We start from the raw sequence: 23,682 nt of genomic DNA, 5'->3' as shown, positions 1-23,682 counted from the left end.
CTATTCTCCAAAACAACCCTTTGCTCGGGAGCACCAATTTCTTGATATCGCAATCAACTGCACACCAAACACCTTGCTCTACTTTGAAAAAATAATGAAAATTCAATTTAATATAAATTAATTATAAAAAACTCAGGAAACAGTCTTGACATGAACACATGAAAAAGACAAAATCACGACCTCTTGTGGCTATGTAGCTCAGCCGGTTAGAGCGCGGCACTCATAATGCTGAGGTCGGTGGTTCGAGTCCACCCATAGCCACCATTTCACATATTCCCTGATTGAGAACACTTGAAGTGAGCAATCAAACCCTAGTTCTGATTTTGTCTTTCTTTTATCACTTCAAGCAATAGAATATCCACTGTAATCAAATCAGGGCTCTTCCCCAAATCCGGGGGCAATAATCAAGAACACAAAACTTTAACCCTTAACCTGTAATTTTCAAAATTTCTAAACCCATAAGCACGCCGTTGAATCAGTTTCATCTTACGATGAAACCCCTCAGTAATGCCGTTGTTTTTAGTAAACCGCCACATTCTAACCACTTCTTCCCGCCATTGATATAATGTTTTACCTAACGTTTTGAGTGATTCAAAAGGGCTTTCCTTCAGACTGGCAACCAGTTTAAGAAAGAGAGGTATTAAACGCGTACACTGCTTTGCGGTGCGATGTTTTCGCATGAGAAGCCGATGTAATCGCTGTTTAAAGTAATATATTGCAGCAATGACAGGCTGCTGTTGCAAATAACGTTCTCGTCTATTGAGTCGCTTTACCGTGAGATTATTAGGATTAGTTCTCAATGCGGCCAAGAGGCCTCGCTGATACTTCATTTCGGGATCAATCTGCTGATAAGTCTGCAAACAGAATTGATTCAATAAACGAATCACATGAAAGCGATCGGCAACAATCATGGCATTGGGAAAGTAACGCCTGATCAACTTGCGGTAACTCGAGCTTAAGTCAATACAGACTACCTGTACTTTCTCTTTTCCTTCCAAGGTATTAAGATAGCTCTCTAAGTCCTTTTCTGAGCGCCCCTCAACTACATCAAATATTTTATGTTTGGCCAAGTCACAAAAGGTTGTGGCATAACCCACTTTCCTATTAAAGGAATGCTCATCCAGGCCTAGTATTCTAGGACAAGAACGTGTAGCTATCTTCTTGGAACGAAGCTCATAACCGTAATGATACCAGCGCTCTACCGTCGATTTACCCAGCTTTAAGTCGCGCGCCAAATCTTTTTGACTGACTCCTTTGCTATGATAGTGAAACACCTGTTTACGCAAACTCTCGCTGGCTCTTTGATATTTACCTATCCCAGGAAAACGTTGATTAAAATAGCGACCACAAGCAGAACAATAATACTTATGAGCCTTAATACACAAGTAACTGCGACGCAATCCAATCGACTCATGGCGTATTCGCCTTATGAAACTGTCTTTTTTACGTAACTTCTTATTTCCACAATGAACACAGCGAACAACACAACGATAAGTGACTTCGATAAAAACCGGGTTCTCCCCACTCACCTTTTTAATAGAATATCCCGGTAAATTTAGGATACAATCTTTCTTGGGCATTTTAATCTTCCTTTTGACCGTCAAATCAAAGAGTTAGTCTATACTAACTTGATTAAAATGCCCCCTTTGTTGGGGTAGAGCCCAAATCAGTCCCTTCCCCGAAATAATATTTGAGATCATCTTGCATCACGAAAAGAAATTATAGTAGCATCGTTGCTCATCACATTTCATAATACGGATTTTATTTTGTTCAGGATTAACTTAATACGATATGTGGCACTTCTGTTTATTATTACATTGAATTTAGATTGTATTAGCGTTGCATTTTCATCTCAGGTAATTTATGGAACACAAAATGCTGCACGAGTTACTGGAAAAAGTCTGAAAAGAATTTATTTTCTTCAGTTAGGCGCTTTTAGCCAAAAAAACAATGCTCAGCAATTGGCAAGAAAAGTTCAAGCGAGAACACAATACCCTGTAATAATTAGTCATTCAGGCAATGCTTTCTCGGTTCGTGTGGGGCCTGTCAATACGCAAGAACTGCATCAACTCAGCATAAAACTTTCACAAAATTCAAATCTTGCTCTGATAAACCATCACTCATCACCAAAGCAGGCACTTAATATTAAGTCAAAACCGCAAATCCTTGTTAAGGAAACTTCTCGCCCTCTTTCAACTCATTCAGTAGCTAAAGAAATGGTGGATAAGAAAGGAAGTTGGTATGTAGCTGCTAAAATTGGAGGACAAGAAACAACGCCGGATGATCAGTTTACCGTAAATAATGACAGTGGTTTTGCCAGCCCTTTTGATAAAGATATTTATACCAACAGTTCCGATTCCTCCTTAGTCTTAGGTATTGGCGGAGGTTATCGATTTACAAATATGATTCTCCCTGCGATTTCGGTTGGAATATACTATTCCCATTTCTTTAATATAGACATTAATGGACAGGTAATTCAGTACAGTTTACCCGAATTCACCAATTATAATTATCAATGGAAAGTAAAATCTGATTTGGTTTTAGCTTCCGCAAAAGCCAATGTCATTAGTTGGAAAAACATAATGCCGTTTGTGCAAGGAGGCGTTGGAGTGAGCTCCAATAAAGGAAGTCAATATTATGAAAGCGCCTTGCCCGATGTCACACCGCGCATCAGCCCCAATTTTACCAATCATACGACTACTGTGATTGCTTACCAACTGGGAGCTGGTCTGGATTGGGAAATAAAGCCTCAATGGCTGCTTTCCTTGGGATACGAATATTCCGATTTAGGAAAAGTACGTTCTGGTTATGGTACTGATAGCTGGAGTAGAGAGACATTGTCCTCGAAAAATTTGACAAGCAATGCAGGAACATTAGGCTTTACCTATTTGTTTCATGGTTAATCAAATGTGAGGCACAAGCTAAAACTCCAAATATTGAGAAACCAGAAATTACCTTTGGCTTTCCAGCGGTAATTTATCCAAGATGACTGATTTAATCTTCATAAAAATAATGGGTGAAAGGACCATCATGAAATACTCAACTCGCATCATAATCACCACAATTCTTATGTTATCTGCCTTGTTGGCTTACGCAGGAAAAGATCCCATAAGCTGGCGAGTCAGCGGGGTGTTTCCTGCTCAGAGCAGCGTTGGTCAGACTTATACTGTGACTTATACTTTTACCAATCAATTGCCTTTTCGATTGGCCAAGGCCTTGATTATAGAACGATCGACAAGCCCCAACACGGAATTCAATTTTAATGATCAATGTTCCGGTCGGTTATTAAATTCCGGAGAATCCTGTGAAGTCGTTGTGGCGTTAAACCCCCTTGTAATTGGTCTTAAAACACTTCAATTGACTATTGCAGGATATAGCAAGGACAGAGTTCCTTTACCTCAAACAAGCACCTTGAGTACAGGGCAGTCCTTGAGTCCAATCGTTAGCTTTGTCATGGATGGCTTTCCCTCTCAATTAGCGACAGGCTCAGTTTCCAGTTATAAATTTACGTTTACCAATAACGGAGCTATTTCAGCTACCAATTTATCAGTTAATGTCTCGCAATCATTAGGGACACCGAATTTTACTACGACGTGCACTAACACATTGACTCCCAACGGAGGGGTTTGTGAAGTCGATGGCACATACACGGTAACCTCTGGAAGTCCATCAGTTCAACAAGTTATAGCAAGTCTATCCTATTCAGGCCCATCAGGAAGCCCGGTAACAGCACAGACATTCACGCAAGTAGTCGATCCAGCAGCTCCGCTTGTAGGCACTTTAGTACCGCCAAATTATCTGCCTCCATTGATGATTACTGGCAACCAGTATACAGCCCAGTTTTTATTTACAGCCAGTGGATCTGTGGATATTACAGCTCCTGGCACAATAGCCTGTGACCAGGGAGGTAATGATTGTTCGGCAAGCTTAAGCTCTTTTAATTCCAGCTGCACCCCGCAAACATTGACCAATGCAGCCTGCCAAATGACCGTCACTTTCACAGCACCTGGTGCTAACAATCCCCCACGAACTTATGTTCTGACCGCAACAGTTCCCTACTCTTTTGGAGGAAATCCCCAGCCTGATGCAACTGCCATCACTTCCGGGACAGTACTTGCTGCATTACCGACAGAAAGAACTGTGACTTTAATCAATGAGTGCGATTTTGATGTGTGGTTTTCGTTGAATGGAAGCCAATTAGGTAGCTCACCCAACTGCCCAAGCACACCATGCCCAAATGGCACAAGCTGTAACACCAGTACGAACAAATGCTTTTGGACCAATCCAACGCCAATTAATGGTATATATTTATTAGCAGCCCCTCCTGGCGCTAATACTAATAGTGTAACTATTCCTGTTACCACTGCTGATCCAAGTATTCAATGGAGTGGCAATATTTCAGCAAGTACTCTGTGCAATGGTGTAACCTGCCAACAAGCGGCTTGCGGTAATAATGGCGGTACTACCTCTTGCGCGCCAGGTATTGGTTTCACACAGCCAGCTACCCAGGCTGAAATTACGATGAATTTAACCACCTCCGACAGTTATGATGTGGAAGTCATCAATGGGTTTCATATCCCAATTTCCATGCAACCGATTTATTATCAATCAGGAGTCACGACTATTCCTGCTACCCCGAATAATTACAACTGCGGAGAGCCAGGTAAGGATACGGCTGGCAATGGCTTTGGCGCTTGTAATTGGAATACAGCCACAGTGCCAGTCATTGATCAAGTACCAGGCAATGGATTTTACTGGGTAACTGGTGGCGGTCAAAGCTGTTCCATCACCTCTGCAAATCCAGGTTGCCCTGCGATGACATTATGCGGACTAGACAACAATTTTAATCAAGTTTGTGGCAATTTTTTAGGATATTGGTCAGCCGATCAAGTTTGCGGTTCAAGTAATGTCCCCGCTGCAGTACAAAGTTATTTTAAATGCAATCAACCTCTTCCAACTACTACAACGCCTTTTTATCCTTCTGGCGCTGTCTTATCGAATTTGATGCTTTGCTCTGTTCCTACAGGATTTACTGGCCCAAGATACAATACCTGTTATAATGCTTATCCATCTTCTTCCGCTACAGACATTGCCCAATGTTGTGGGTGCGCAGACTGGTGGAATCCTGCTCAAACCAACAATATAGTGATTCAAGCTAACCCAAATACAGAAAGTTGTACTCAGCCTGGTGCGTTGCAACCACAAACCAATGCCCAGTGGAATTCATTTGTTCAACCAATGATACAATGGATGAAACAAGCTTGCCCTTCTGCTTATATTTATCCTTTTGACGACAAAACCAGTGGATTTACTTGTACTAATAACCTTTCAGGGCAAGCTAACTCTACAAGCTATACTATCAGGTTCTGCCCAGGAGGCATCACAGGTCTTCCTGCAGGAGTCAATGAGGGACGCGGATAAAATAAATGGCTGGCGTTAACGCTTCGTACTTTGTAGTTACAGGATCGAAGCGTTAACACTAGTACACTTTAACAATAATTACTTTAATATAATATCTTGCACGTCAAAGATTCGTCTGTCAGCAGAAAATTTACCTTGAAACAAATGAAAGCCTTCCTCACGCATCTTAGGCGCCAACTCAGACAAGTACCTTGACAAGTTATCTCTATTGTCCAGCTGATATTGAACAGTCAATTTTTCCTTACCTGATTTTGTTTCTTTTTCCTGCTTTAGAATGCAGGCTTGCATAAAACCCGGAAATTGGATTATTTCCGCAACATGCTTTTTGAGCCATGCTTGAAATTGTACAAATATCTCCGGATCAATCGTTAGGTTTACTTCATAAATCACCATAATTTATCTTCCCTAATTCACATGATTTGAATTCACCGATTGCACACAACAACTGGATTTATTTTTAGAATAATGAGTTATGCCATGATTGGATATAATCTACTATTTAGCTATAAACAAATAATAAATTGTATTTTTATTCATACTTTAGTTACTTGAATTTTAAATGACCGATTGTCTGTTTGCTACTGATTTACAATAGTACCTATAAAGCATACTCAGCATACCTTGAACAAGTCGAAGAATGTAGACTATTTTGCAAGAGATTTAAAAATCAAATAACAATATGAATAACACAATATTCCCAGCAAATCTTTATTAAAAAAACAGTTCCATATTATTTTATTTTAAATGATAATGATTATCATTTTTATTTAAAATAAAACCAAATGCTGTATATAAGAAATTACATTAGGACAAGAATTATTTTAGGAATATTAATGTTGAATGTTACCGGGTTAGCTTTTGCAGACGCTGGAGACTCTTTATTTAAAAATGAAAAATTGACCTACGATGGACATCTGTTTTTTAATGCCGCCAACTCAACAATACAAGGTGAAAAATATTTACTGAATCAGCAGCTGCCCAATATCAAAATGGGGTCTGAATTACAGGTGACTGATTGGAACAAAATGAAAGGCTTGCTAATTTATAACACCTTACCTACCACAGTTGCTCCTCAATTTTACTTTGAGCAGTTTTATGACGAACTCCAAATAGAGTCTTCGAATATTTTCCTTGCATTTGGAAAAAAATGGCTCACATTTGGAAATTATAAAAGTGATTTAATTTATAAACCACTTACAAAAGCCTTGGGACAAACCAACGAAGTGACCGCTATTATTGGATATGATTCCTTGTATTATGCTAACGCTTCTTTTTTTAAACCCTATTCTCGCATAAGTACATCATCACTTCCGCTTTATTACAATCTGAATACAGGAGTACATAATCAATCAATGGATGCGGGAGTCAGTTATTTATACTCTCTGGCAGAAAGTCAATTATTTCAATACAACAAAGGTTTTGGCGGGCTTTTATCACAATCATTAAAAACAAGGGTTCCAGGATTTGCAACCTATTTTAATTTAAAATATAAAAAAACAAGCACTTATCTTACCTATGTTACTGCAATCACCCCCTTTGCATTAGAAGACATGAGTTATAACAATCGAAGAGCTTCGCCAAAGGCATTGAGTATACAAAATAGTTATGATGTTAATATTAAAAAATTTTCTTTTAAAATCATTGGTTTTTATGACTACGCTTTTCAAGCTCTGGCACTCGGAATACCGAAACAAAGACTGGGACTTGGATTGTCCGCAACCCCTTTTCCTTATCTTGGTATTCAATTTCAGTATTCCAGAGACTATAGTTATGGAAATAGTACCATAGCATCGGGTATCAATCATTTTGTAAATGGCCGTAATACAAAAATGAATAATTTGGCATTACAAACCATACTGAATTTTTAAATTCAGGCGCTCAATCAAAAATAAAAAACTATATCTCTAGGGGGTTGGCGACCAATTGTCAACACACCCCATTATTTAAGCAAATAAATCACAATATATTATTGCAAATGATAATCATTATCATTTATAGTGTTGTCGTTTCTTACTTATTTACGGAAATAGTCATGGCAGCAGTTTTAAATAATTCTTATAAAATAAAGAATCCATTACATAGTTTATTACTTGAAAAAGAGCTTCTTGTTTCACAATCAGAAATGGAGCATTTCATATCCATTGCACATCAGCAATGTTTAGATCGATTGCGACATGCAGCACTTAGTGAAGGATTAATAGACAAGGAAATAAATAGCCTTCACATACATGATTATCTTGACTTACTTTATCATCAACAGAAAAAGCAAAACCCGGAAAAAACATTTGATCGATGGCCGCTTCTAAAAGAAGAACTTGATGAAAGTATTAACAATCAGGCCTTAGCACTTGCTTATTATCATTTTTGGCAACAATCACTAAAACAACAAGCGAGAAACTATTCCAGCTTATGGTCATGGTTATCAGAGCAACATAATAAACAACAAATTCTAACTTTTTTAGAGCAATGGGGTTGTATAGGGCATCCTTATCATCCTAACTTCCGCGCAAAAATGGGGTTTATTCCTGAAGAAGTGATTCGATATTCCCCTGAATTTAATGCTGAGGTCGATATTACCTGGCTGGCAATTCATTGTTCCGTGGCATTTACATCAATTGATGCGACTAGCTATTCTTTATTGTTTGCCCAACATTTTGCTAAAGAATATCAATTGTGGAATTATTCCGTCCAAAAACAACAATTAGATCCCGAACAGTATTTGCCTCTTCCAGTTCATCCATGGCAATGGAATAACAAATTACAAACTCTTGCCTCCTCTTTAATCACTTCAAAGCAATTATTAATAACAGAGACTCTTCAAAAAACCAAACCGTCCATGTCATTTCGAACGATGATGCCTTTAGATAACAAAGGTCCACACTTAAAATTAGCCACGGCAATCCATACCACTTCTGCTTTACGTACTGTATCTCCAGCATCGGTAAGCAATTCATCTCCTCTTTCCAATTGGCTTAAGCAATTACTGGCTCAGTATCAAAGTTTTGAAAAACCACTATTTTTAGCCAGGGATTTAGCGGGGATTAACACCACACACCCATCCATTTCCCCACAAAATAAAAAGCATTTGGCTATGATAGTACGTGAAAATCCACTGGAATTGATCGATGCGTCACAAACATTAGTACCTGTAGCTGCACTCTATGCTCTTTCTCCAGTCAGTCAACGTGCTTTATTCATTGAAATTATTGAAGCAAGTGGCATGGAGCCTGAATTATATTTTATTGAATACAGCCGATGTATTCTCGAATGCCAGCTTCATTTATTATTAAGCTATGGCGTTGCGTTGGAAGCCCAACAACAAAACACTTTAGTCATTTTTCAGTCTCATCGGCCTGTTGGATTAGTTATTCGAGATCTTGGCGGCATCAGGGTCTGTTTTAATTCGCTATATGAGACAACACCCAAACCTAATCTTCATCCAGACTCTACCATTTCATGCCACGAATTGAGTGATCTCTTTAATACCTTCATTTATGGAAATTTACTGAGTAACTTAACTTTTTGCATTAATTGTTTACATGATAACTATAACTTGACTAAAAAAAACCTTTGGATCCTGCTAAAACAAATTGCAAATCAATTATTACAAAATTTCAAAAAGGAAATTAATCCATTGATATACCAAAAATTCCAACAACATTTATTCTCTCTTCCCTGGCAACATAAAAGTTTGCTAAGCATGAGACTCAATCAAAATCAGGATAACCTGGTATTTTTTAGTCTTGACAACCCATTGAGCCAAGATAATGAATAAACCAGTTCAAAAAATGATGCTCTCAGGTCAGTTTTTGATGATATTGGCCTTAGAAATGACGAATCCCTTTCTACCACTATTGATCGCGCACCAAAGCAACACAGCAGTACCATCGGTAGTAATTTATAACACGCTGAGTCTAATTCTACCGATGCTGGCTAACATTCTATTAACCCCAATCTGGGGCTTGGCAGCTGATCGATATGGCTACAAACCCATGTTAATGAGAGCATCCTGGGCCTTGGTGTTGACCCAGGCCAGTATGATTGTTGTAAATTCTGTATTCTGGATTTTAATCATCCGATTACTGCAAGGAGCTTTTGCAGGTTTTCTTGTTGCAATGCAAACCTATGCCCTAAGCATTACTGAATGGCAAAACAAAAGCACACAGTTATCTCGCTTGCAATCCTCCAAGGCAATTGCCACTTCTACAGCCGGGTTTCTCGGAGGATTAGCTTTAAGCTTCACTAACTATCAAGGATTATTTGGTTTGGCAACATTGATATGCCTGGGCACTACTGTAGCGATGCACTACAAATTACCCTCGACACCAAAGCACCAGATAAAGAAAAAATCACAAACATTAAATCATTCTTACACATCAAAAAGTGTTTTCTTCTTTCTTTGCGTATTAATCATGCTAACCCAAATTGCCAAGTTTTTACCTGATCCAGGGTTTACCCTGTATCTAAATAAGTATTGTTCAAATAATCTGGTACTAATTGGATTTCTTTATTCTTTACCGGCAATGGGGATGCTATGTAGTTCAGTATGGTGTGGCAAACAGTTTGACTACTGTCGAAGTCAACCTTCTTTGGTTAACCAATATTTAATACGCTATAGCGTATTCGGAGCCATCCTCATGATCATTCAAGCCAATGTCGATAATTTCTATCTGTTTGCTCTTATACGTATTTTGTGGGGGATCGTACTTGCGGCCTTATTGCCTGCGTTATTTGCTTTGTGCAGTGATCGTAATTTGTTACCAGGTTATGCCTTGGGATTAGCCAATTCATTTGCAAAACTAGGAAATCTAATTGGATTGTTATTGGGTGGCCTTTTTGCGTTTTATCTACCATATCCTGCAATTTTTATGATAATTACCGGAATTTATAGTTTATTTGCGATTTTTGTTTACGGGTATGATCGGCTAAATGTCAGACAGATGACAGATTTTTCTAATTCTTATTTTAACGTGAAATCATGAAAAAAAATGCTCTTCTTATGGTGTTATTAACCTGGTTTCTTGGAAACATGGATATACATTTCCTTACTCCAGCCTTGCCATCATTAGTTGATTACTTCTCGGTAACTCCCAATACAGCTCAACTAACTATCAGTCTTTTTCTTTTGGGGAAAGCCCTCAGTATGATTTTATGGGGTCTTCTTTCCGAACGTTATGGGAGAAAACCAATCTTCATTGGAGGACTGTTGTTATTTATTCTGAGCAATTTTCTGATTGCTCTAAACCACTCCATCCTTCTCTTTTTAGTATGCCGATTTCTCCAGGGAATTAGCGTAGGCGCTACCCTTCTAATGGGTAGAGCAATGATTAACGATACCCATAATGAACAAAATGCCACAAAATACTTTGCGTGGTTATTTACTCTGGCTGGGCTGTTTATTTGCTTTCTTCCATTTTTTGGAGGTTTGATAAACAGTTATTGGAATTGGCAAATCGCCTCTCTTATCATTGCTGCCTATGGCCTGCTTTTATTACCTTTATGTCGAAGTTTAAAAGAAACCAAACCCCATTATGTAAAATTCCCTCAGCTAGGTCATAGTATTATGGTGGTCTTCAACCATCCCCTTTTTGTTTCTTACCTCCTTATTTCTGCCTTGATGATGGCTGGAGAATCAGCGTTTAATACCAGCGCCTCTTTTATTCTTATTAAAGGAGAAAATTTTACTAGCGCTCAGTATGGTACAATCAAGACCACTATGGCAATTATGCATTTATTAGGTACCGCTTGTTGTGGCTTAATAGCAAAATATTATCATAGTATCCAATTAACAAAATTAGGAGTACGTTTCTTTATTTTCGCAGCATTCTTGATGTGGTTATTTGTCTTTTCTGCTGAAAATGTATATTTGACTTTTATAGTGCCTATGGTGATTTATTATTTTGGTACAGGTTTTATTGTTGCATCAGCAACAGCATCAGCTGTTCGCCCTTTTCCTCAGCAAATGGCTCTTGCATTAGCTATCACTTTATTTTGTCAATTTAACTGCTCCGCTTTCTTTAGTTTTATTACCAGTGCGATAGGGATTCAGCAAGTAGAAACTTTTATGTTTTTATTAAGTTTGGTAAGTATTTTGAGTTTTTTTGCTCTTCTCAAACTTCAACGAATGGAATCCTGCTGAAAAAACCATGATCTTTGATCTTGGTAAGAAAATATAAAGTTTGCGTGTATTTCTGCCTAAAGAGGGCTATGCTTATTTAAAATAAGTTCTTAATCGTATTTCGCTTAGAACCTGTGTACTTCCTTCAATTAGAAGGAAAAAATATGGATAGTAATTTTAAAATCAGTATCCGTGTCAGCATCATTACCTTATTTGTGCTTTTGTTAAGCGTCGTAGGGTTCACTATTATTGGTATTAACTATATTGCTTTCAATAGTGTTTTGAACAGTAGCGCTAAAGACTCAATTCAACAAACCTCATTGCTCGTAAAGGAAAGGTTTGAGATCTATTTAAATCCTTTAAATCAAGATTTAATTAAAATGAAAAACGCTATAAATAATGGCATTATTAAACCGGGTGACTCAAAACAATTTGATAAATTCCTTTTTGAATCCATACGATACAATCCTGAAATATTTATGGTTTACTATGGTTCAACAGAGGGAGATTTCATAGGAGTAGACAGAGAACAAAAAGGAATAATAGGATTAACCCATGTGATTAATTCAGAATCACCACCTGTCAATGTTCGTTATCAATTGAACAAACAAGGAGAAATAATCCAAAAAAAATTACTGACTCGCCATTATGATCCCAGGGTTCGCCCATGGTATCAACAAGCAATAAAAGCAGGGGAACCGATATGGACAAACGTCTATACATTTTATGTATTTGATAAAAGTGACTTTCTTACTCCCGGTATTACTGGAGCCGCACCAATCTATAATAAAAATAAGCAAATAAAAGGGGTGATTGCGCTTGACCTGACAATTGATGGCTTGCAACATTTTATCCGTGAACTGGAATTAACTGAAAATACGATGGTTTATGTGATCAACAATGAGGCTAATATCATTGCTTTCAGAACCCCCCAAAATAAAGAAGACATCCGTGGGAAAAAATTAACCCCGGAATGGATAAAAAAGCTAAATATTCCACTTAAAAAACTGGATTTTAACGGTTTTAAACCCATTATCAAATCTTATACTCATGATAATCAAAAATATTTTTTAGCATACCAACCTATATCCAGCGCGAATCAAAAAGCATTGTGGCATATTATTATTATTGTTCCTGAAACGGATGTGACTGAACCCCTGAAAGATTTAAGCATGCGCTATATTTTATTGACTATATTGGTCTTGCTGATTGGGACATTGTTAGTTCGTATCGTTTCACAAAGAATATCAAATCCTATTATTCAACTGACTGAAGAAGCTAAAGAAATTACCATGCTTAACCTCAAACCCAGGCCACTTCTGAAGACCAGGATTAAAGAGGTCAGCTATATGGATAAAACACTATCAACACTGCGCTCAAGTTTAGCCTCATTTCAACGTTATGTTCCCGACTCTCTAGTGAAAAAATTAATGCATAGTGGAAAAATTGCTCAAGTTGGGGGGCAAAGCCAAACAATTACTATTTTATTTTCAGATATAAAAGATTTTACAAGTATTTCAGAATCCACCTCACCACAAAAATTAATGACCTATTTATCCGATTATTTCCAGTCTATGACTGAAATTGTAATACAGCATGAAGGAACTTTGGATAAATACATTGGTGATGCTATCATGGCGTTATGGAATGCGCCTTCAAAGGATGCCAATCATGCATTGCATGCATGCCTGACTGCCAAAGTCATGATTGAGCGTCTTAGCCTGTTAAATCAAAAGAATAAACATTTTGGATTTCCCGAATTTAAAATCAGAATTGGCATTCACACCGGAGATGCTGTTGTGGGTAATGTTGGCTCAGAAGACAGACTAAGTTACACAGCCTTGGGCGACTCAGTCAATCTGGCAAGTCGCCTGGAGTCAATTAATAAAAATTATCATACTCAAATCATTGTCAGTCACGCCACTTTCACCCAAGTATCTGAAAAATTCCCTTTCCGTTTGTTAGATGAAGTGGCTGTACGTGGTAAGCGTGAAAGCATTGAGATATATGAATTGATTACAGCCCAAAATCTTGAAAATCTTGATCAACATAAAAAGGAATTTCTCAAGGCATTTTCTCTCTATCAAAAAGGTTCCTGGAAAGAAAGTATAAGAGCTTTTGCAAAACTTACTCCAGCCTACGCTGGTGATCAATTAGCTTCCATTTACATCCAACGCTGCACGGTATTAGCAGTTAATCCGCCTGCCAATTGGGATGGAATCTGGCGCGAAGGAAAAACAGACTACTCGCTTCTGGGAAAATTTGACTAGTATCACCAAAACCGTTTTGCTTATGGATTAGGCACCCTATCTTTTAATCTGGATAATTCAAAGCGCAGGTTCAAAGGAATTATTTGTTCTAGCCAGGTTTCCAGAACGATTGCATTTCCCATGCTCTCTAATAAGGACGACCTGTTAAATTGTTTCGAATCCCCATTCAATATTTGCTCATTGATAAAGTCAATTTGATAAGTATAAAGTGACTTTTCTGCATTCACACTGATCTCTTTGGGGATTGATTCATTATTAAGGTAGATACAAATTTTGTTAGCCTCATAGTCAGGCAGCCAAGGATTCGTTTCTACTTTTAAGTGGCCTTTTGTTCCATAAACCTCGAATTGCCAATGCATTTCAATATCATCGGCAGTAGAAACTGTGGCAATTGAATCGTCTTCAAATTTTAAAAGAACACTAGCTTGACTATCGGTGTTATTCCTGGAGTTCATTCTTCCTATACCATGGATTTCGATAGGTTCTGCGTTAGCAAGCAATCTCACCAAGGATATTGGGTAACATCCGAGATTACGTATACTTCCACCTGCAACAGGATTGGCTATTTCTGCAATATTTGCTGTGTATGCCGCATTATATAACCTTATCCTACCTATTATGTTGCTTTTAATGACCTCTTGTAGTTTTTTTATAAAGGGATGATACCGGTACATCAGAGCTTCCATACAAAAAACATTTGTTTTCTCAATTACTGACGTAACCTCATGGATTTCTTCTACACCAATAACAAAAGGTTTTTCACACAAAATATTTTTTCCTGCCCGCGCACAACGAATAATCCATTCTTTATGCAGATGATTGGGCAATCCTATATAAACAGTATCTATATCATCATCTAGAATTAATGATTGATAATTGTCATAAAATTTTGGAATAGCGAATTTTTCAGAAAATCGTTTGGCTATCTCGAGTGTTCGACTCCCAATAGCAACTAGCTCACTGGTATTTGATTCCTGAATTGCATTAGCCATCACTTCAGAGATAAAACTTGTTCCTAAAATTCCCCATTTTATTGGCACATTATCCATATATTCCTTCCAGCTAGAAAATTGTTTACTGTATATTAAAACGCATAAATGATTCGAGTAAATCCACACTAGTAAAAACCACTTAAATTTCCTGCTCTAAGTTATTAAAAAAGCTATGGTAAGCAGTCAAATTTGGTTATTATGTCATTATCCATTATTTTACGGTTTTTAAATGCGCTCGATAGTAATTATACTTTTAGCCTTCGTTTTTTGTTCATTAGTACATGCTAATGATGTCAATATTTCAACCGTAACCAAGGATGGCAATACTTTTTTTTATCTTCAAGCAGGTGCCTATAATCTCGAAAAAGACGCCAAAATACGCCAAAATGAACTTGCCAAATTAGTAGATCAAAAAGTTGAAATTAAAAACCTGGACGATAAGCATCTTTACCTTGTGCAAATTGGACCAATTGATGATTACCAAACTGCAAGAGCACTCAAAGAAAAATTATCTCAAAAAACAGAAAAACAGTTTAATCAAATTAACAAAAATCAAACTTCTTCGCTTGAGGTAAGCCAATTTCCTAAAAATATGGAACAATCGCAAACATCTCCTCCGGGCAGTAAATTATGGAACTTACGTAATGCTGATATTAGAGCTGTAATCGCAGAAGTCTCTCGAATTACAGGTAAAAATTTTGTTATAGATCCCAGAGTGCAAGGAAAAGTGTCAATTGTTTCATCAACGCCATTATCCAACCGCGAACTATATCAAGTCTTTCTCTCAGTACTACAGGTATCAGGTTATGCCGCGATACCTAATGGAGAAATTATCAAAATTATTCCCAATATTGATGCAAAAACTCAGTCACCTGATTTACTAAGCGGAATGAAGAGTCCTCCACGAGGTGACGATATGATGGTCGCTGTAGTACCTGTTCATTATGTTCCTTCTGAACAACTGGTACCGGTTCTAAGGCCACTAATGCCTCAATGGAGCAGCGTATCTGCTTATGCTCCTTCTAACATGTTGATCCTGTCTGGTCGAGCAAATAATATTAAAAGCCTTGCGGAAATTATCAAACAAGTGGATAGCTCCAGTGCAAACGGCATAGACATGGTTCGTTTACATCATGCTTTGGCTATGGATGTTGCAAATACTTTAAAAGATTTGGTTAAAACTCAGCCAGGTATTGGCAGCAGAACACAAATTACCATTGCCGCAGATGACCGTTCCAACTCAATTTTAGTCAGTGGAAGCAAGACAGATAGAATTCGTTTGCGAATGCTCATATTGAAACTAGATAAAGAAAGCTCAGCTGGAGTCAATTCAAATACACAAGTTGTTTACCTGAATTACTTAAGAGCTGAAGATTTAGTCCCCATACTGGCAGGGATAGCCCAAGCCAATTTCAGTGGCAATGTAGGAACAACCATTGGAACCATTACAAGACCGGCATTAGACAGCACAAATCCTGCTTCCAGTCTTGCAAATACATCTGCTGATGGACAAAGCTCGACATCGAACTTATCTTCGACCAGCTCTGCCCCTTTGAGTGCCTCGGGAGCGACAGCAAATACAACGTCAGCAAGTACTCAAAATGAAGGATCTACCAAGCCTACTGTACAGATAATAGGAGAACCAAATACTAACTCTATTATTCTTAATGCCCCTGCTTCAATTATACGCATTCTAAAAACAGTCATTTCTCAACTAGATATAAAACCAGCCCAACTATTAATTGAGGCACTCGTTGCTGAAGTGGATGAAAAGGACGTTAACAATCTGGGAATTGAGTGGGGCTCCAATCAACAGACGGGTAATCCCAAGGATTTTAGACCAGGCTTTGCCATTATAAACAGCAAAACCAGGATAGATGACTTCCAGGCTCAAATTTATGCCTTGGCAAGGGAGCAAAAAGCAAATATTTTATCAACACCCTCCGTAGTAGTCCTTGATAATCGTCAAGCAAAAATACTCATAGGTAAGCAGGTTTCAGTAGCAACAACCAGTTACCCCAATAATGCAGGGGGCACTACTACTGCAAGTCCTTTTACAACATTTGACAGGGTTAACGTTGCTTTGCATCTCTATGTGAGACCACAGATTACTCGCGGACAAGGAATTCAATTACAAATTGATCAGGGGAATGATACTTTGGATCCCGCAACTGCTACAACAGAAAACACAACAACCCCCACTTTTAATATCAGCAGTATTGTGACATCAGTTCATGTAGAAAGTGGTGATGTTGTAGTACTTGGAGGATTAATTCAGGACAGTATTGGAAATGACAATAATAAATTACCCATTTTAGGAGATATACCTGGAATAGGCAGATTGTTCCAACGCAACATTCGTAACAGAGACAAGCGAGTGCTCATGGTATTTATTAAACCTATCATATTACGCAACGAAAGAGATAACTTACATGTCACTGGTGAAAAATACAATTATGTCCGCCAATATCAGCTGGATTGGATTCGATCTCAAGAAGCTTTTGAACAAACAGATGATGAAACAGTATTGCCCCCATTAACTCAAGGTAATCTACCAGTACCTTTTAGTAATCCTCCCCAGTACTCATCAAAAATGACCAAATAAATCATGGAAAATGAAGAAAAGTCACTTAAAATTCCTTACAGTTTTGCCAAAAGCAATGGAATTGTTGTGGGAGAAATAAAAGAAAATCTGGCTATTGTCTATCATTTACCTAGCACAACTCTGCAAGCGTTCGCTGAGATAAAGCGATTATTGCAATGCGAACTTGATCTAAAACAAGTCGATGAATCTACTTTTCAGCAACATTTAGCCAATATTTACCAATCTAAATCTTCTATACTGGATGCCGCTGAAGGCATGGAAGAAGATATGGATTTATCTATGTTGGCCAGTCAACTTCCTGTCAGCGAAGACTTATTGGAAAATCAAGACGATGCTCCAATTATCCGTTTACTGAATGCTCTGTTCACTCAAGCCATTAAACAAAAAGCATCTGATATACACATCGAAACGTATGAAGACAGAGTATTGGTGCGCAACCGAATTGATGGTGTTCTACAAGAAGTCCTTGAAATTCAACGAGCTATCGCTCCTTTGGTCATTTCCAGAGTTAAGGTGATGGCCAAATTAGATATCGCCGAGAAAAGAATTCCTCAAGATGGTCGAATTTCATTGCGTATAGGAGGACACAATATTGATGTCAGAGTCTCAACTTTACCCTCAAACCATGGGGAGCGAGTGGTTTTAAGGATATTGGATAAACAAGCTGCTCAACTGGATTTAAATCTTTTGGGCATGCCTGAACATACACTAAAAACAGTACGACAAATGATTGCAGAACCTCATGGCATTATTTTAGTCACCGGCCCCACAGGTTCGGGTAAAACAACCTCTCTCTACGCTATGCTCACTGAATTAAATCAGGTGACTCGTAATATTTTAACCATTGAAGATCCCATTGAATATGACTTGCCTGGTGTCGGACAAACGCAAGTTAATACTAAAGTTCAAATGACTTTTGCCAAAGGATTAAGGGCTATATTACGTCAAGATCCGGACGTTGTCATGATAGGAGAAATCCGTGATTTGGAAACGGCTGAAATTGCTGTTCAAGCGAGCTTAACCGGTCATTTGGTATTATCCACCCTTCATACCAATACTGCATTGGGGGCATTAACTCGCCTGCATGATATGGGAGTTGAGTCTTTTTTATTGTCGTCCAGTATAGTCGGCCTCATCGCGCAACGTTTGGTAAGAAAATTATGTTCTCATTGTAAAACACCCCATCAATTAAGAGAGGAAGAAAAGGAGTTAATGGGTCTTAAACCTGATGCTGATCTCTCCCAGGTCTTTGAACCCAAGGGATGCGACTATTGCAATCACTTGGGTTATAAAGGCCGAACCGGAATTTATGAATTAATTATCGTAGATGAAACCCTGAGAGGAATGATTCATCGTAATGAAAATATTCAAACGATAGAAAATTATTTACGACCCACCACGCCTAGCATACGTGAAGATGGTTTTAAAAGAGTATTAAGTGGCGATACGTCACTTGCAGAAATTTTAAGAGTAACCTCACAAAACTAAACTACCTACTCTGCAATTTTAAACGGTCACACCACGTCTTCAAGATATTAATCATTTAACTTATCAGCTTACTTAAATAAAGTAATTAGCCTAAGAAGAAGTTCTAAAGTAGCATTATACTTCAGCACTTACTCCATATAATCTAACGGCTGTGGGAAACTGATGAAATTCTTAGTCAATTGCTTTTCTCTTTGTTGGTTTGGATTAGCATTTTGACACCAATCATTCGACTTGGGATGCTTTTCTCCATTACTCTTGGTAACAATACAAGATTTTGTATTGATAATTTCTGCCTTATTCGTTGGACATTGAGATGGATCCATTTCTGCGGAACATGGGGCAAACTTCGTATTGACGACAAAGGTATACAAGTTATCATTCAAATCAGTGAAAAATACCTTGATAGGATATGAAGCTACAGTACCTACTCTAAATCCCGCTATTCGACTATTAGTAGGCATAATAACGTTTTGCTTTACTTCTTTGAACGACTACAAATAAAAACAAAATCTCGGAAGTTAAATTATTGTGCAGCAAGGCGGCTCGCCTTCCTCAGGAGACTTTTGTTTATTATTTTGATTAACATTGTTTTCTGGCACCTTTTCAATTTGTACAGCAAAGAATCCTTTCTTTGTAAGTAGGGGCACATATTCATCAAGCTCTCTATTAATCATCTGTCCTTCCTCTGTCCTATTGCTTTCTTCAGAAATAGGGTTAGTAGGTATGTTTTGCACATCATCTTTACATGTTGCATCTTGAGGTTCACTATTATCTTGTGAATCTTTTATCGCCACATTTATATTATTCATTGCTTCTCGAACATGTCGTCTTGCAAATCGTGTAAAGCCTGGTTCGGTTCCTTTGGTAACATTTTTAAATTCAGTTGTAAAGCGTGCAAACTCATTTTGCGAATTTTCATTTTTCTCCGCTTTTTCTGATAAATAGGCTTTGTTGATTCCTCCCTGCCATAAATCTAATCCAAATTCACTGTGTTTAACCATACTTGAAGCAGTCACAAGAATTGGAATTTTATCTTGTTGATTAAACACATTTAAAAAATCTTCTATTTGGGCTTCAGTTGCAGAAGTTGTGTCCAGGACGAACACTTTTGGGCAAAGATCTTTGGTGCAAAGATCTTTTAAAACTTCTATGGCAGTTCTTACCTCCAGATGATCTTTGTTAACACAAGGATTGTTATCAGCAAAATACACTGTAGGATTGTTTTCCAGGCTATTTACATGCTCCATATACTTTGGAAAAGATTGTTGGATAATATTTATTCCTTGTTTTAATATTGACCTAAGCTTTTCCTCATTAAATTGGATTGCCCCTCTATCGTTTTCAGTATTTATTTCCAAAGCATTTTTAATTGCTGTCAAATTTGAATTAATAATTGAATCTGCATCAAGTTTTTTTCTTTTAATTTGATTGCTATAAATTTCAGTATAAATATTTTTAAAACAGATCGTTACTTCAGATCTTCCCATTTTGACCAAGCCAGTTTTATTTGACTCATTTGCAAAATTCTCTAACAGCATCTTAAAAGCGCGATTTTCAAGTTTTTCTTTAACAACTTCAGAACGCACAAATTGTGACTCGTCTAAGGTTTTATTCCAAGATAATAATAACTCAAAGTATGCATAAGGATCACTGCCATAAGAAATTGGCATCTCATTATGATAACTAAACACTTTTGCTGCTGCATAAAGCGGCGCAAATAGAGCGCTCATACCTGCTGGTGAGTAAAAATTTTTTTGTGCATATTTATTGGCATGCTCATCATCACTGGTATCATCCGTAATCAAGGGCATTGTTTTCAATAATGAAGTGACAACCTCATTTTGAAGATTAATCAAGTCCCTCGTTAACTTAGCTAGATCCTTTTCTTCTCCACGATTCTGTTCAACACCAAGTATTTGCGCGTAAAGACGAGTAATCTTTCTATATAGAGATAGATATTTTCGGTCGATATATTGAAACGGATTATTCCTCTGTGCATCATCAATTGCTTCCTTTAACCAACACTCCTGTACTTCAGTCAATTTTATCAAATCTTTAGAGGAAAAATTTTTTAAAAGAAAATAATGAATAAACTCTGCATTAACTTTTAAAGAAGATCCATGTTGGTGCTGTTTATCATAAAGAGTAATTGCTCCATTTTTACTATCAAAGTAATAAAATCTTTTCAATACGCCTTTTTTTAATTTATCTTTATCAATACGCGTTATGTCTTTTGTTGAAAAATAAATTTCCTTACATTCTGATTTCACCTTTGATTCTTGTAGAAACTTCTTCACTTCTTCTTGTGTTTTTTCTCCTGTTTTATATAAGTCATAAAGGTATTTGTGTCCATCCCCACAAAACTCTCCAGCTCTAAATAGATTGAGTAAATCATCTTTGTCTTTCAGCGTAAATTTTGCTAAGGACTTATCTGTCTGTTTTATTCCTTCTTCAACACACTCTATCCACTGTTTATTTGGCGTAAGGCCAAGTGATAATCTAACACCCGTATGAACATCGGTTAATGTAGGGGTGAGGAACCCAAAACTTTGTCGTCTATCTATCAATGGGGACAGATTTTTTTCTTTTAATTTTAAATTAATCTGAGCAATCATCATATGGGTAACAAACTCAGAGTATCCTTCAGGGATATTTTCGGGTTTATTCCTATACTCATCATATTTAAAGGTAACAATTAAACAAGGATATTTGGCTTTAAGTTGGTTACTATCAACCTTTAGACACTTAAAATTTTCGTCTTTTAAATGGTGAACCAGGGTTTCTACCACATTTGTTTTATGTTCCAATATCCTATCTTTTAATTTAAGGGTTAATTGATTTCCTCTTTTATAAGAAATACCATTACTCTGATATTCAATAATCTTATCTACTCGTGTAGCATTTCCCCCTAAGTTATAAGCTTCTCCATTCCCTGCAATTACACCTTCAACATTACAGCCAAATTTGTTTAATTGATTTTTTAAAATTAAAGTATCTTTACTTTGAATGGCAGAAATAATTGCTAATAATTCGTTGTTGGTTAATTTTCTTTTACTATTCAATTTGTTAATAATATTATTCTTTGTCTCTGAATATAAACTGATAGGTAATAATTTAGCAGGTTCTGACTTTTTAAATTTACACTTCACATATAATGAATTATTATCAGTCGCTAAAAAAATCTCTCCTAAATTGGGGTCATTATTTTTCAACTCATTTAAATCTTTATAAGTTATTACATTACCTCTCTTATTAGTATGATGATACTCGTTAGAGCTCTGAGAACGACGATAAGTGCCTTCTTGATTTGGAACATGACTAGCAACTTGTACTGCCCGTGTATCAAATGGACAAGGCAAAGGAAGAATGCTATTGTTTATTTCTAATTTTTTTAGAATTTTCTTATCAATATCAGGGAATATGTTGCTTATTTTTCGTAAGTTATCATTATATAAACTAATTTCATGATTTAACTCAGAGCTATATTTCTTAATTTCGTCTTCGGTCCCTTTTTTTTCTAATTCTTTTATAAGTCTTTCTATCGTTGCTAGATTTTTTAAAACTTCTAAATTTTCGACAAACCCTTTTTCAGCTGCATTAAGAAAAATCCGCTCCTCAAGATTGTTGTGATTATTGGCGTGAAAGCTTCCCGTACTCAAACATCCCGAGGATGTTTTAATTTCATAACATATTTCATCAACAGAGAGCGTATAATAAAAAGTGTTATTATCTCTATCTATCCCTTCATCAGGAACCGTGTCAAAAGATAATACATATTCATCAGATTCTGTATTTTTTTCCGGAGATTTTGCTTCTTGTTTAAATTTATAAACATTTTTTTTGCTCTTAAATAATTCATTTAATTCATTTCTAAAATATTCAATAGATTTCATAATCAAAACAACCTCAAAAAATTCCAATGTCAATTCTTAACTTAATTGATCATTTTGCAATCAGTTAGTTTTTATTTTATGAACGAATGATTAAAGTAAAATGATGAAAACCGCCGTAAATGCGACAAAAGACTATGAAAAGTAGCCTTTTTGATACAAGCTACTAGTAGCGCTTGCTCTACATGTACGCTGAGACACTCGCCATTTGAATCGAGGTATAAAGGAATTTCAGATTAAAACAATGTAGCCAAAGCATGTTTTTATGTATTGAGAGATAGCATCGTATTTGAGGTTCATTGAGCGTTTGCCTAACCTTCTATGACCAGCATATAAGTAATTGATTATTAATAATAACTAATGATGGATTACTTAGATTTTTGCAAACAAGTATTAAAAAGTAAGAGCAAAAAAAATTTAACTATCCAAGAGGTGGGTACAAGATTTAAAGTAGGCAAAGCCAGTGTTATTCATCGGCTTATAGAATTTGAACCAAAAAAGAAATGCAAAAAGCTCGCAACCAAGATTGATACGCCAAACTCAAGTGCGCTTAAATTTAGAATAAATAGGCATATAATCAAAGTGTTGCACAGAATTTAAAGAACCACATTCATCATATGTATTATCTGCACAAAGAAAAAACTCTTTTGCTCCTAATTCTGTAGCACGAGACACTGCTTCATCAATCGAATTAAAATGACATATTTCCTTTCCTTTATAGATAAATTGATCAGAATCTTTAGAAATAATTTCAACAATATATTCATGAAGTTCGATTGGAGAATAGATTAAAGCGATAGAATCGGAACCATCCTTGACTTTATTAATTAAATTTTCACGTGTTTGGTTTACCATGACTTAATTCCTAAGCAAATTATATATAATTATAGCTATATTT

General features: G+C 36.8%; 15 protein-coding genes and 1 tRNA gene. 10 read left to right on the top strand and 6 right to left on the bottom strand.

Annotation, left to right across the window (positions count from 1 at the left end):
• Nucleotides 1–187: 187 nt before the first annotated feature.
• Nucleotides 188–264 (top strand) — tRNA-Met (locus OQJ02_RS06110).
• Between the two features lie 140 nt (nt 265–404).
• Here OQJ02_RS06110 and OQJ02_RS06105 read toward each other — a convergent pair.
• Nucleotides 405–1,580 (bottom strand): ISL3 family transposase, encoded by a 1,176-nt coding sequence (locus OQJ02_RS06105; RefSeq protein ID WP_265718344.1) that lies wholly within the window; start codon nt 1,578–1,580, stop codon nt 405–407.
• Between the two features lie 186 nt (nt 1,581–1,766).
• Here OQJ02_RS06105 and OQJ02_RS06100 point away from each other — a divergent pair, with 186 nt between their 5' ends.
• Nucleotides 1,767–2,903 carry an SPOR domain-containing protein gene (locus OQJ02_RS06100; RefSeq protein WP_265718343.1) on the top strand — a complete coding sequence of 379 codons (1,137 nt, stop codon included), beginning with the start codon at nt 1,767–1,769 and terminating at the stop codon, nt 2,901–2,903.
• An 82-nt stretch (nt 2,904–2,985) separates the two neighbouring features.
• The gene (gene legT / locus OQJ02_RS06095; RefSeq protein ID WP_265718342.1) at nt 2,986–5,421 is read left to right on the top strand and encodes a Dot/Icm T4SS effector LegT; all 2,436 of its coding nucleotides are present in this window, start codon (nt 2,986–2,988) and stop codon (nt 5,419–5,421) included.
• 78 nt (nt 5,422–5,499) lie between these two features.
• Here the strand turns inward: legT and OQJ02_RS06090 are convergent, their stop codons facing one another.
• Entirely contained in the window at nt 5,500–5,814 is a 315-nt protein-coding gene (locus tag OQJ02_RS06090; RefSeq protein WP_265718341.1) for a DUF4286 family protein, read from the bottom strand.
• A 389-nt stretch (nt 5,815–6,203) separates the two neighbouring features.
• On the opposite strand from OQJ02_RS06090, the gene lbtU reads away from it, so the two are divergent.
• From lbtU to OQJ02_RS06065, 5 genes are all read left to right on the top strand, one after another.
• The gene (lbtU, locus tag OQJ02_RS06085; RefSeq protein WP_265718340.1) at nt 6,204–7,289 is read left to right on the top strand and encodes a siderophore legiobactin import outer membrane protein LbtU; all 1,086 of its coding nucleotides are present in this window, start codon (nt 6,204–6,206) and stop codon (nt 7,287–7,289) included.
• 164 nt (nt 7,290–7,453) lie between these two features.
• On the top strand, nt 7,454–9,196 hold the full coding sequence (lbtA, locus tag OQJ02_RS06080; protein WP_265718339.1) for a siderophore legiobactin biosynthesis protein LbtA: 1,743 nt from the start codon (nt 7,454–7,456) through the stop codon (nt 9,194–9,196).
• Nucleotides 9,189–10,403: a legiobactin export MFS transporter LbtB gene (gene lbtB, locus OQJ02_RS06075; RefSeq protein ID WP_265718338.1), complete on the top strand. Its 1,215-nt coding sequence runs from the start codon at nt 9,189–9,191 to the stop codon at nt 10,401–10,403. Before lbtA ends, lbtB begins: the two co-directional genes overlap by 8 nt.
• A complete protein-coding gene (lbtC, locus tag OQJ02_RS06070; RefSeq protein WP_265718337.1) occupies nt 10,400–11,560 on the top strand; it encodes a legiobactin import MFS transporter LbtC in 1,161 nt (386 codons plus the stop codon). The genes lbtB and lbtC overlap by 4 nt, the downstream gene beginning before the upstream one ends.
• A gap of 143 nt (nt 11,561–11,703) precedes the next feature.
• Nucleotides 11,704–13,809 (top strand): adenylate/guanylate cyclase domain-containing protein, encoded by a 2,106-nt coding sequence (locus OQJ02_RS06065; protein WP_265718336.1) that lies wholly within the window; start codon nt 11,704–11,706, stop codon nt 13,807–13,809.
• A 20-nt stretch (nt 13,810–13,829) separates the two neighbouring features.
• Here OQJ02_RS06065 and OQJ02_RS06060 read toward each other — a convergent pair whose 3' ends face one another.
• A complete protein-coding gene (locus OQJ02_RS06060) occupies nt 13,830–14,858 on the bottom strand; it encodes a Gfo/Idh/MocA family protein (RefSeq protein WP_265718335.1) in 1,029 nt (342 codons plus the stop codon).
• A gap of 172 nt (nt 14,859–15,030) precedes the next feature.
• On the opposite strand from OQJ02_RS06060, the gene lspD reads away from it, so the two are divergent.
• A complete protein-coding gene (lspD, locus tag OQJ02_RS06055) occupies nt 15,031–17,406 on the top strand; it encodes a GspD family T2SS secretin variant LspD (protein ID WP_265718334.1) in 2,376 nt (791 codons plus the stop codon).
• A 3-nt stretch (nt 17,407–17,409) separates the two neighbouring features.
• Nucleotides 17,410–18,894, top strand: a complete 1,485-nt coding sequence (gene lspE, locus OQJ02_RS06050; protein ID WP_265718333.1) for a GspE family T2SS ATPase variant LspE — start codon at nt 17,410–17,412, stop codon at nt 18,892–18,894.
• Nucleotides 18,895–19,022: 128 nt separating this feature from the next.
• On the opposite strand, the gene OQJ02_RS06045 is transcribed toward lspE, so the two are convergent.
• The 3 genes from OQJ02_RS06045 to OQJ02_RS06035 all read right to left on the bottom strand — a co-directional run bounded on the left by OQJ02_RS06045 (nt 19,023) and on the right by OQJ02_RS06035 (nt 23,639).
• A complete protein-coding gene (locus OQJ02_RS06045; RefSeq protein WP_265718332.1) occupies nt 19,023–19,355 on the bottom strand; it encodes a hypothetical protein in 333 nt (110 codons plus the stop codon).
• A gap of 57 nt (nt 19,356–19,412) precedes the next feature.
• Nucleotides 19,413–22,820, bottom strand: a complete 3,408-nt coding sequence (legC1, locus tag OQJ02_RS06040; RefSeq protein WP_265718331.1) for a Dot/Icm T4SS effector LegC1 — start codon at nt 22,818–22,820, stop codon at nt 19,413–19,415.
• A 504-nt stretch (nt 22,821–23,324) separates the two neighbouring features.
• Complete coding sequence (locus tag OQJ02_RS06035) at nt 23,325–23,639, bottom strand: DUF6482 family protein (protein ID WP_265718330.1); 315 nt, start codon at nt 23,637–23,639, stop codon at nt 23,325–23,327.
• Nucleotides 23,640–23,682 lie beyond the last annotated feature (43 nt).

Origin of the sequence: Legionella sp. PATHC032, from assembly GCF_026191185.1 — a bacterium.
Lineage (GTDB): Bacteria > Pseudomonadota > Gammaproteobacteria > Legionellales > Legionellaceae > Legionella.
This window is presented reverse-complemented; position numbering and strand designations above follow the sequence as displayed.